Below are 12,159 nucleotides of genomic sequence, written 5' to 3' on the forward strand. Positions count from 1 at the left end.
CTTAAGAAGATGAAGCGCGCCCCTGGTTTTGTAGACATTCCTGAGTCATAAGAGACGACTGACAACTTTCGCAAAAAGTTGTTTCATCAGCATTTGCATAGCCGTAGCTTATACATATTTTGCACATATTTCTTACTCTTTGAATCTCTTTTTAAATTTTTACTGTTTTTCAAATATCCTACGAATAGTACCTAATAGGCAAAAAGCTATTTACAGCCAAAGATTGACAGAAAAACAGAACGGAGATTATGGCAAGGCTGAACCAACACCGCACTTACATTATCTTTTCCACCAGCATCAAGCGCCTTTCCAATAAGCTTTTGCACCACTTTTTTGCCAGTTTTCGCTAAATTTAAAACAGCAGTGATTTCATCTGCACAAATCATTCCATACAGGCCATCACTACAGAGCAGAAATTGATCTCCTTGCTGAAGTTCATAAACATCAACAACTGTTCTTTTAAGACTATCTCGCTTACCGCCAATTGCCTGACTGAGCACATGCCTCAGATGATGACGGACAGCCTCTTCAGCAGTCAATCGACCCATATTCACATAGCGTTGAACTTCAGTTTGATCTTCAGTGAGTTGCTCAAGAATTTTGTTTCTTACTCTGTAAATACGGCTATCACCTACCTGAACCGTGTACGCTCTGTTCTTTCGTATAAGCAGAAGGGAGAGCGTTGAACCCATTCCAAATAAATGAGGTTTTTCTTTGCCCAGAGATAATATCTTTTTGTTTATTTTATAGACGATTTTCTCCAGCAAAAAGCAAATATCTTTTTCCTCTACCGTCTCTTGGGCTTCAATATCTTTAATATGTTGAAAATATTGTTTTTCCACTTCAAAACAAATTATCCTACTTGCTGTTTCACCAGCAGCATAGCCACCCATTCCATCTGCTACCGCATATAATGTGCCCTGTTCAGGATCTTTATCAGCTATAACAAAACAATCTTCATTATTATCTCTGCTCAATCCCTTATCTGTTAATGCATATGCTTTAAAATCCATAATAAACAATTTGTTATGGTAATAATTGCTAAATATATGCTTCCCCAAAACCCGCAACTTCTGCCTGGTCAAGGTGGGCACGGATATAATCCATTAATCTTTCACGAGAATATGGTGAGTGGTGGCCTTACCTCCACCAGCGAATGCCTCAAGCCAGCTCAATATTAGTCAGCAAAATATTCCTCCAACCACCATATAATCAGGAAATGGGATTGAGCTTACGACGGAGGCACAGCTACCACAGTTTTTTTTGCAAAACATTTATATCAAGAGGACAAGACTTACACTTCATGACCGAGCTCCTTATCTATTTTCACTAAGCCCCCCCTCACCTCAGCCATGGATCTTGGTCGATTTACGGGCTCTACATCGAGACATTTTTGTAACAGAACGTCCAATGCAGGCGGTACATGCTGGTTAAGATCGGCGAGAGCAGGATAGACACCTTGCGGAAAGTATTTCTTTGAAATCAGGCGATAGATGACCACGGCCAGAGAATATATATCTGTCCTGAAATCTACCAGGCTTGGATTGTTTCTTTGCTCTGGTGAAGAATAAAATTCAGTCGCCAACACACTGCCAACTCTGGTCAATTCATCTCTACCATCTGATTTACAAATTCCGAAATCACAAAGTTTTATTGAAATAAGGTTCTGTTCTGGTTCATATTTGTTCAACAAGAGGTTCGATAATTTCACATCGCGATGAATAACGCCCTGTTGATGGATTACCTCAAGTGCCTCAGCTGCCTGCATAGCCGTTTGCATGGCAAATTTAAGAGAAAAGTCACTCTCCTTAAACACCGTATTAACCCCCCCGAGCTCATGAAAATCCATGACAAGATATCCACCACCCATATGAAGACCAGATTCATAAACCTTAATAATATGGGGATGACTAAATTTTTTTGTGGTTTCACACTCTCTTCTAAATCTCTCACATACAGTTTCAGATGAAAAAAACTCTTTTCGCAAAAATTTTATAGCCACGTCCCGAGAATCTTTTTTCCTCACAGCTCTAAAGACAACACTCATCCCTCCTTGACCGATCTGCTCACAGACCTCATATTTACTGCTAAATTGCAATTCGCCCTGATCGCTATCATAACTCCTCTCCAGCGACTTAAGATCATTCCACAAAGCCTGCAGTTGAGCATCACCAACGGGGGGCATAGTCATTCTTAACAGATCAGCGCCAAGAAGCCTCTTGCCTCGTAATCTATTTTGTAATCGTTTAATTTCTGATGAAAAAAACGGGTTGGACGTATTGTTATAAATAGAGCTAAGTTCGCCAAGGAGATGGTTTGCATCTATCCGATTCGATCGAGCATCATCATGCAGAGATGAAAATATTTCAGTGGCCTTAGCTCGATCATTCGCTGCCACAGCAAGTTGTAACAGCGAAATCTTTTCGGTTATATTCATAAGAGGGCTTTAAGAGAAAAAAATTAGGTTTTGCCAACACAGACATCTTTTTTCAACAATTTGGACAAATTTTTTCTGCTGTATCAAATTCCTGCTTGCAGGTAGAACAGAGCTACACCTTCTCCCCACCACCCGGATTTATTGCAACTCCAGCTGACGAGCCGGTCTGACTTGATGCGACATTTCCCATCTGCTGCACGGACCTATCAGCCATTCGTTCAACTCGATCAGCGACATGTCTTTCTGCTTGAGCAAGACCCTGTTGTTGGCCACCTACGCTTTCCATCCCCTGATTGAACATTCTTTCATTCCGATTAGCGGCATCTTTATGCACTGAGGAAAGTTGCTCCGTAGAACTCTTCATCTGAAAAATCATCCGTTCGTACAGATCTTTCACCTCGCCGCTCTGTGAATTCTTTGCTTTTTCTTCAAGGGCACGACCAAGGGCGGCGGGATCGTTCATGGCAAGAATTTCTTCTGCGCTCATCCCTTTGAGTATTTCTGTTTGAGCAAGATCGCCTAAAATCCCGGCCTGACCATCACCGGACACAGAAATGAGTTGAGCAGTAGACATGGTGGCAATATCAGCACGTTTTTCCCTATCAATCTGGCTAGAAAAACGCTTCTCTTCAAGGCGCATTTTATGGTTCTCCACCTCTTCTTTCATACGCATTTCATATTTACCAAGTGCAAGTTCCTGCTCATGAAGATCATTCTCAAATTTATCGGCCCTCTTGATGGCCTTCATCTTTTCAAGATTTGATAAGCCTAGCTGTGATTTAAGACGTTTTTCCTCAAGTTCAAGTGTAGCAAACCCATGGCGAGCTTTTGCCTTATCGTGCACATTTTCTATGGTTAAATCGAGCTCGGCCTTCTTCATCTCAAGATCTTTAAGATGTTTCTGGACTTCTATCTCTTTTTCACCAAGTTCTTTCACCTCTTTTTTTGCAAGCTCAGCCTTTTCTCGCAACAATTCTACTTCAGCCTCTTGCTGAGATGTTTTGAGCCGTGAATTTTGTTTCACTTCAACGGCTACAAGTTCCTGCTTTATCTGTTCCACTTGTAATGAACCATCATTAATAATGGCAAGTTTATCCAGATCAAACTGCTGTTGTTCCTCAACTTTCCGAACAAGAAAGCTTCGATCCCGACCCTTATCCTCATCCTGCCAGCGCAGCTCATCAGCAAATATTTTTTTCTCTGCTGCATCAAGTACCTGATCACGATCAATCTCCAGCATAAACTTACGTACTTCTTCATCAGTCTTAACCTGAGAGATATCTGCCTCTTTTATTTTCTGGTAGACCTCAAGCCTTTTCTCAATGATCTCGACACTCTTTTTCTTGAAATCAACATCCTGATGTTCTTTTTTCAACTCGAAATCATTATCCAGACCACGATCCTGCAATGAAACCGATTGAGTATCGACCTTTATACCCATATCACTTTTAGCACCTACAATATCACCACGCTTGATTTCACGATGTAACTCTTCATTCTCCTGGTTTTGTTTAGCTACATGAAAGGCATCCTGCGCCTCTGCCTGCACTGCTCTTGTGCTTGTTTTACGCTCAGAATGAGCCTTTGCGCTGGTATCGAGTGTGCTATTGCCAATCTGTAAAGACCTCACCTGACCAAAGCCAAAACCACTTCTGGTAAAACTTTTTCTAAAATGTGATTCAATTCGAACGGCAAGCTCATTCTTAACCTTCAAATTTGTATCCAACTCATCAAATGAATAGGCAACAAGCCCCTCCTGAATTGCATTACGAATCTCGCCAAGAAGCATGGCACGAAGTTCATGGTTTTTTAAAACACCCTGCTCCTTCATCACATTAACAAAAAAGGCATTCGCATCTTCCAGTCTGATGACAATTTCTGTGCTGATACTGACAAAAATATTATCATTCGTTTTCATGTCGTCGATTTTAAACGGCAGAACAATGTCACCCGCATCGACGAGGAGTGCAGAAAGATTTTTCTGCTTCTTGAAAAGCTTGTTCAAAAAGCCACCTTCCTGAATCGTATAGCGACCCGATTCTGCAGTTTCAACCAATCTACCATCTTCAAAAAAAAGGGCTTTTGTTCCGTGTCGTACCTCAAAACCCTTACTGCCACTTACAAGATGTGTTGCCGAAACTTTGGCCGCAAAATCATCATCACCACGAATCCAAGCGACAACATCACTCTCAACCGTGGCACTGGTTCGCATATCATATCCACATTGACCACAAAAATTACCGGAAGGCACATCTGCACCACACTTTGGGCAGGCATAATTAACACCAGTTGATTTGCCACAATAACCACAAAAGATGGCACCTGGTTTAATGTTCTGCCCACAGTGAAAACATAAACTTTGATTGATATTGCTCATATTTTTTATATCTCCAGTTCTGGTTACAAAGATACTGCCTAATTATGCCCGGCCAGCAACATTGTTATATGATTTATTTCGACAATTTTTCAATTCATTGGCAACTTCATTAAGACTTACCTCTGCCGAGGAATCGTTTCCTCTATTAACGTTTTTCAAAAGCTTTTCGCTCTGAACTTGCAGGTTACGCACAAGTCCCTGCATAAATTTATTATGTTTTTCAATTTTTCTTTTATCCTGTGAAGCAACTCCATCTTTGTGTAAACCTGGGTGTTGCTCGATGGAAAACAGTAGACTTTCAAGTTCCTCCTGTTGGTCCTTCACTTTTACAGCAAAGCTGATCTTCTTATTTTCGACCAAGACGTCATGCACTCTTTTAAGATTATCTCTGGTTTTTTTAAGCTCCATGGCGATGGAAAGCTGAGCTGTACCATTATGCTCAACTGCCTTTGAAACCATGCGTCGTTGTTTTGCCCTGTTCATCGTAAAAAATAATATGACAAGTAAAAGAACACCAAACAAAACAGCAAGATACTTTATAACAGGCAACAAATAATACGCATTAAAACTTCTTGAAAATGCCACCTGTTCTGTAGCCGTGTTTTCCATTGCAAGAAAGACTTCTGCATATGCAAAAACCGGGTAGTCAACAATCTTTATAACTTTACCATCTACTATCCAGCCACCTTCTCTACCTGCGCTGTCTCAGGCTGGATGTGTTCGGCAACAGTGTAATTAGTGGGCAAGGCAATAGATGTGCTAAGCATACTTATGAAGTCACCCTGGTCATCGACAATAGAATCACCCACAATATCTGGTAAACAGGGTCATCAGGCATCTCCATCACTACCTGTCTGGCAATATCTGCATACACTATCTGAATAGGATCACTTCCCGGTTGCGGAAACGAGCCTGAGCTGTCTCCATAAACCAGAGAGACAGACAAGGACATGATGGCGATACATAACAAAATCTGCTGATAGAGTAATCTCATGAAATCTCCCCAGATAAAGAATTTTTTAATATGTTTTTCATTAAATTAAAGTGGTTAAGCTAAAACAGCCTGCTGTACAGCTTCAAGCTGTATACTAGACGAGCTTACAATATCTTTTCTGCATTTTTTATTTTAAACCTGCAAACCTTGCCTCCACCCCACCGTCTCACCGGCCCTAAACTGAGAGAACAAGACGAAAGCCCACACGGCTGTTGCGGGCATCAGAAGCGATCCCAAAACGGAACGCAGAACGCAAAGCCCACGAACCGGCGCCGTCCCAATTACAACCACGAAGGACGCGATTAGATCCTAATGAAGGCCCCCTGGGGTTATTGCCAGGACTACTCTGATAATAGTATTTATCAAACCAGTCCTGGCACCACTCCCATACATTTCCAGACATATCATACAGACCTAAACCATTTGCCTGTTTCTTACCAACCGGATGGGTTGAACAGTTACTATTTCCACCATACCAAGCAACCGCCTCAATATCATTACCCCCCGCATACAGCTCTCTCTTACCGCCACTGCGGGCTGCATATTCCCACTCTGCCTCGGTGGGCAGTCTGAATCTCATTCCACTTTGTTTATAAAGCTGTTCTATAAACGCCTGGGCATCATGCCAAGAAACAGTCTCCACTGGATAGGTGTCAGCTTTCTTAAAACGTGAAGGATTGATCCCCATCACCTCTTCATACTGGGACTGAATAACAGGGTATTTACCTAGCCAAAAGCCATCCAGTTCCACCTCATGTACCGGTTTTTCGCAGTCAGCCCCTTGATCAAACTGATCTCCCATCTCAAAGCTACCAGCCGGTACCCAGATCATCTCGATATTGGTCATTGATTCTGTGTAATTGCGACCTGGAAGTGGCCATTTTCTGCTGGTTTCCAAAAGAGCTTGCAACTCATGCACAGTTCCCAAATCAAAGAGGTTACTACCTCCTGCCACTAATCTCTGCAGTTCTGCTATGACCTTTTCTGCACCTTCAATATCCAGAGCTTTAAGAGCCAGACGGCACTGTTTTTCATTTTTTTCCCAGCTATCCTGCAAAGCCAGTTTTTCTTTCTTCTCAGCCACGCACCTCACGCAGATAAACTCTGTCGGATCCTGATGCTCATGGCAGAGATGGTCACGACCGCAATTCGTGCATTTGAAGGTCTGGGCCAACTGGTTACGTTTACCGCAGAGTTCACATAAGACTGTGGATTCGGGCACTGGTTCGGGATGAGTTTTCGCCTGCTCCTGCTCCATCTTCTTGACACAGAGCAGACAGACAAAATGTTCCCGATCAAGATGCTCCAGGCAGTAATGGTCTACCCCACATTCACGGCATTTGAAGGTGTCTTTTTCTTCGTTCAGTCGGCCACAGAGAGGGCATCTCTGCATGGATGCGCTGACAGGGGTCTGTTGTTGGCCACTAAGATTGACATTGATGGCACTGACCGATGCCTGACTAGAACCACCATTATTGTTAATCTTGGTGGTACTCAATATATTTCCATCCAGATAGCCAATATCACCCATGCCAAGACCAGAGGATATATCTTGCTCGTTCAGCTCTTCGCCCACAGAACCACATACACCACAGAATTGTTGACCCTCTGCTATTATTTGACCACACTGTTTATTTGAACATCGCAAGGCCACTTATCGTCCTCTCTCAAATATTTTTGTAGTTACCAATACCCACCATCGACCTTTTATATCTGTCAGTTGGACACTATTTTTCAATCACTTCATATTGAGCACATCTCTCATAGCTCGTGCGGCAATTGGCCCCGCCACCTTGGCACCCAGGCCACCATGCTCGACTATAACGGCCACTGCATATCTTGGCTTATCCGCAGGGGCAAGACCTACAAACCAGGAGTGATCTGCTCTGCCTCTACCTGTTTCTGCTGTACCCGTTTTACCAAGCAGTTGGGTCGTTTCACCTTTAGGGAGGATAGAGCTCAAAATATACTTGCCTCTGTACTTATAGAGCTTAGGAATTGAGTAACCAGTACCAGTCTGCATAACCTTCTTCATCATCTCAACAAGCATTTTGGCCGTATCCTTCCTACAGCTTCTCCCCACCTCGCCCTTAGTATCTGGCCATTGATTAATAAGACCTACACTTGCATCATGGTCAGAGAAATAGGCTCCCCTCACCAGTCTTGGTTTCATCATCACTCCATCATTGCCGATAGCTGCAATGGTGAGAGCCATTTGCAGAGGCGTTGCCAGGACCACATTTTGGCCAATGGCACCCTGGGCCACCAGTTTGGGATTATTGTTAAAATTTAATGCTGTCCACTCCCTACCACTGTTCACAGCTGGATACCCTGCAAAGGCAAGCGACTGCAGACTGGTACTCTTTTTTCCTGCTGGTAACCAAGATCGATTAAAGCCAAAACGGTTTGCCTCTTTTAAAAGAAGAGGGCCAAGCCTCACCCCAATATCACTAAAAAAGACATTGCAGGAGACAGACACCGCCGTCTGCAGGCTCACCCAACCATGACCTCGTTTATTATGATCACTAATACCCAGTGTTTTATGACGTCCCCTACATCTCATGCCCCATTTTATGTCAAAATCAGTTCGATCAGCCCAAGCGGCTGCTGTGACCAGCTTAAAGGTAGAGCCCGGCGGGTAGCGTCGTTCAAGCGTACGATTGACAAAGCCACTCCTATATCCTTTTTTAACTTCATCTTCCCAATACTTACCCGCTGGTTGACTTGGATCGAATGCCGGGGTTGAGACAGCGGCAAGCATTTCACCACTATTAATATCAAGCACAACCACAGCACCGGTTTTATGTGCCATTGATTGATAAATTTTTTGTTGAACCGCTCCATCAATTGTAAGCTTTATATCTGTCGTTTTTTGTCGGCCACTTGCCAATCGATAAAAGGATGAAAAGGCGGAAGAGTGCTGCCGACCGGCAAGCCAGCTATTGAGTGTTTTTTCAAGGCCCTTTAAGCCATAAATGGGATGAGCCACCCCAAGAAGTGGTGCCGTAGCTAAACCCAAGGGATACTTTCTGGTAATGTTCCCCACCATACCCTGTATGGATTCGGCAAGAACAAGACCATTTCTATCAAGGATGCGGCCTCTATCCTCAAGGTTTTTACCTTGAGTTATACGATGGTTTGCAACCCTGAACCCATCACCGTCAATTTTGAATTTGTTGTTTTTATAGGAGAAAAAACGCGTTCTTTTACCAATAAACCGGGTAAGACGTTTACCGTACATCTGCTCTAATGCAGCCTGGTCAATGAATACCTCACCATTTTTTTCTGTAATAGCATCTGTTTGTTCAGCTATATAGATCTTATTAATTATTTTCTGCTCGATATATGGTGTATTGGTAAGATCGTCCCCCTGAATAATCACCCGAAAAAAAACCCCAAAGAGTAAGCCAAGAACAAGCAAAGCAAAAAAGATGAGCAGGGTGCTGATTCTTTTTCTATACACTTTGCAGCTCCTCTCTGGCTAATCGTGGGAGAAAATTCTCTTCAAGCCAACGAGACACCTCTACTTCAAGCAGGTACACTCTCAAGCCTCTTTGTTTTAAAATCCAGTTTATACTCTCACTGTTTTTGCACCCGCAGAGCAGTTTCTGAACAAAACCATATGTTTTCGCTATATACTGAACAAGCGTTGAGACCTGCGCAGAGGCAAGACTTTTGCTGGTTCTATCGAAGGGTGTAAACGACAAATCCAGGAATTGAAGCGGAAGTAGTCCATCACGAACCAGCCCCTGCTCTAATGCTTGTAAACACGCTCTGGGAAGTTTTTGAGCCAGATATACAGCAAATCCTTCATCGAGCCCGACAGGAAGATTAGCGCCGGTATACTCTCTCATCATAAAGTGTACACATTCATGACAGACCATATTGGCAAGGGCCGTATCGTTTGGCACCTTTTCTTCTGTTACCGCCATCCTTATAATGCGCCAACTATCGACACCAACCCAAGTAAGCAGCTCACCTTTATTAATTATGGCGTGGCTATCTATCCACTGTCTCCAATCAGGGTAGACCTCTATTATAAGTGAAGCTGTAAAGCCCTCCATCAACTCAATATTACAATCACAGGTCATTATTCTTTGCCCTCACACAGAGTAGTAAGGACTTCTTTTGACATGCTGATGGAAGAGATCTGCATAATAAGGGCCAGACTAATAAAGTTCATAATCAACGAGCTACCACCAAAACTGATGAAGGGCAGAGTGATGCCTGTCAAAGGCAGCAGAGCAAGATTGCCACCGACAATCACCATGGTCTGTAACAACCACAGGCAGCCAAGCCCGGTGCCAAGTAACTGTAGATAGGGTTCATTGCACCTCTGAGCTGATCGCACTGAAACATAGGCAAGTGATGCAAAGCAGACAAGCACTGAAAGCGCGCCAAAAAAGCCCCACTCTTCAACAATGGCCGCAAAGTTAAAATCAGACCAGACCACTGGAATCTTATAGGCCATTCCTGCCCCCGGCCCCACTCCAAACCAGCCTCCACTCGCCGCAGCCCAAAGCGATTCTGCAATGTTCTGCGAATAAAGAAATGGTTCAAACCACATATCAAGACGTGTTCTCACCATGGAAGGATAGCCAAAGCTATAGCTCAAGGCTCCAGCTGCGACCATAATGATGATGCCGCTCAGGGCCGAAATCCCTGAGCCGCTACCAAGATAAAAAAGCAAAAGAAAAAGAGTAAACAACAAGGCTGTGGGGCCGAGATCTTTCTGCAAAAAAATCGGAAGAAGGACGAGAATCCACATAATAAAATAGGGGGCAAGGTATCTCCCCCGAGGCAATCCCAGGAGATGGCGGCCTCGCTCCATGAAACCACCTTCAAACCTGAAATAACTCACCATAAAAAAGAGCGCCATTATCTTTACAAGCTCAACGCTTTGGAAATTCATCACCCCAAGGTTTATGGAGAGCCTCCTACCGTGCATCTCGGTGCCAACAACTGCGGTAAGACAGATGAGCACAATAGAACCAAAGGCATATATGTAGCGAAAGCGGGTTAGTCGTTCAATTCGCTGAGGAGTCAAGTAAAGCAGAGCTACCATGAAAGCAATCAGAGAAAACAAAAAGGAGATATACTGATTCCAAAAAAGAAAGGTGAAACCTGCTTTATGGCTCTTAATGGCAATATCCGGTCCCAACCGATAAAGGAGGACAAGACCAGTGCCAACAAGCATGGTAACCATTGGCAGCAGAGGTGAGGCACGTAGAGGTATTTTAATATTTAAAAACAGATGGATCAGCCAAATAGGCACAAGATATAGCCCCACGGCCAGAAGCGACTGAGAGAAGACGCTGATACCGGGCAGGAAGGGAAAGGTATTCCAATGCTCACCGCCATGGAGCAGCCTGCCCTGTCCTGCCAGCACGAAAAGAGCCAACAGAATAATAGAAAACCCCATAAGCGAGATGGCTTCGTTCCTTCGAATTGCAGCAGCTTCTGGTTTTTCACCCTCGGTCCATAAATAAAGTGTAGCACACAACCAGCTTAAGAGAGCTACGATCACTATTACATGACAGGTAAAATGAAAATTATGACCAATAAACAAAGCAGAACCAATACGGTACAGCAACAGACCAGCGAGACACAGTAAAACAACCTTAAGCAACAATACATTTTTCCTGCTCACAGGCACACCTCGATTTTGCTGGCTCCCAGTTGTAGGACATCACCATTATTTAAGACATAAACACCTATTATTCTGTGTTGATTAATGAGTGTACCGTTACCTGAAGCAAGATCTTCAATTGTTGCGCATGATTCATCTATAGTCAGTTGACAATGTTTCCTGGAAACAAGATGATCTTCCTGACCAATCTGAACATCCGCCTCCGCACCTCTTCCGATGATATATGTACCCGTTCCAAGCTCAATTGGTTCAGGCTGCTTCTCTGAAATTATATGAAAGGCAACACAACTCTTTGCAGGTTTTTGGGTAAAGAGAGGATCGTGCTCCACAACTTCTTCCAGTTCCTCCACAACAGGTCTTGAACAGCTTGATTTAATTAGGGCTTTTTCACCAAGTCTTCCGCCATCTGCAATGGTAACTTGAGGAGGAGATCGCAAAAATGAATATTTTTGGGAAGAGGCAAGGCCGATGAGTAGAGTAGAGAGCTCTTTTTCTAAAGAGGGTAAGAATGGTTTATGCTCTTTAAATTCGGCGGAATCGAACAGTATCTCATATCTGTCAGATATCACGGTAATATCTCTGAATACTTTCTTGCTCTTTGACATCTCACCTGTCAAAAGAGTTACAAGATCACACCCACCCATTCTTTTCTTAAAAAGAAACACATTTTTAAGCAGGTTTAGCATATTTTTTCTGCCTCT

10 protein-coding genes are annotated in these 12,159 nt (G+C 43.3%); all 10 read right to left on the reverse strand.

Going from position 1 to position 12,159, the window contains the following annotated elements:
- Window positions 1-206: 206 nt before the first annotated feature.
- A complete protein-coding gene (locus tag DP_RS12270) occupies window positions 207-1,013 on the reverse strand; it encodes a PP2C family protein-serine/threonine phosphatase (RefSeq protein ID WP_049785100.1) in 807 nt (268 codons plus the stop codon).
- A 281-nt stretch (window positions 1,014-1,294) separates the two neighbouring features.
- Window positions 1,295-2,437 (reverse strand): serine/threonine-protein kinase, encoded by a 1,143-nt coding sequence (locus tag DP_RS12275; RefSeq protein WP_011189660.1) that lies wholly within the window; start codon window positions 2,435-2,437, stop codon window positions 1,295-1,297.
- Between the two features lie 112 nt (window positions 2,438-2,549).
- A complete protein-coding gene (locus tag DP_RS12280; RefSeq protein WP_011189661.1) occupies window positions 2,550-4,814 on the reverse strand; it encodes a double zinc ribbon domain-containing protein in 2,265 nt (754 codons plus the stop codon).
- Between the two features lie 42 nt (window positions 4,815-4,856).
- Window positions 4,857-5,423 (reverse strand): hypothetical protein, encoded by a 567-nt coding sequence (locus tag DP_RS12285; protein WP_011189662.1) that lies wholly within the window; start codon window positions 5,421-5,423, stop codon window positions 4,857-4,859.
- 160 nt (window positions 5,424-5,583) lie between these two features.
- Window positions 5,584-5,808, reverse strand: a complete 225-nt coding sequence (locus tag DP_RS12290) for a hypothetical protein (protein ID WP_041277971.1) — start codon at window positions 5,806-5,808, stop codon at window positions 5,584-5,586.
- Between the two features lie 175 nt (window positions 5,809-5,983).
- Window positions 5,984-7,462 (reverse strand): formylglycine-generating enzyme family protein, encoded by a 1,479-nt coding sequence (locus DP_RS17040; protein ID WP_011189663.1) that lies wholly within the window; start codon window positions 7,460-7,462, stop codon window positions 5,984-5,986.
- A gap of 84 nt (window positions 7,463-7,546) precedes the next feature.
- Window positions 7,547-9,271: a penicillin-binding transpeptidase domain-containing protein gene (locus tag DP_RS12300; RefSeq protein ID WP_041277972.1), complete on the reverse strand. Its 1,725-nt coding sequence runs from the start codon at window positions 9,269-9,271 to the stop codon at window positions 7,547-7,549.
- Window positions 9,264-9,899 carry a gluzincin family metallopeptidase gene (locus DP_RS12305; protein WP_011189665.1) on the reverse strand — a complete coding sequence of 212 codons (636 nt, stop codon included), beginning with the start codon at window positions 9,897-9,899 and terminating at the stop codon, window positions 9,264-9,266. The genes DP_RS12300 and DP_RS12305 overlap by 8 nt, the downstream gene beginning before the upstream one ends.
- The gene (locus DP_RS12310; RefSeq protein WP_156792294.1) at window positions 9,899-11,458 is read right to left on the reverse strand and encodes an FtsW/RodA/SpoVE family cell cycle protein; all 1,560 of its coding nucleotides are present in this window, start codon (window positions 11,456-11,458) and stop codon (window positions 9,899-9,901) included. The genes DP_RS12305 and DP_RS12310 overlap by 1 nt, the downstream gene beginning before the upstream one ends.
- Complete coding sequence (locus DP_RS12315) at window positions 11,455-12,144, reverse strand: FhaA domain-containing protein (RefSeq protein ID WP_011189667.1); 690 nt, start codon at window positions 12,142-12,144, stop codon at window positions 11,455-11,457. Before DP_RS12315 ends, DP_RS12310 begins: the two co-directional genes overlap by 4 nt.
- Window positions 12,145-12,159 lie beyond the last annotated feature (15 nt).

It is taken from the genome of Desulfotalea psychrophila LSv54 (assembly GCF_000025945.1).
Taxonomy (GTDB): domain Bacteria; phylum Desulfobacterota; class Desulfobulbia; order Desulfobulbales; family Desulfocapsaceae; genus Desulfotalea; species Desulfotalea psychrophila.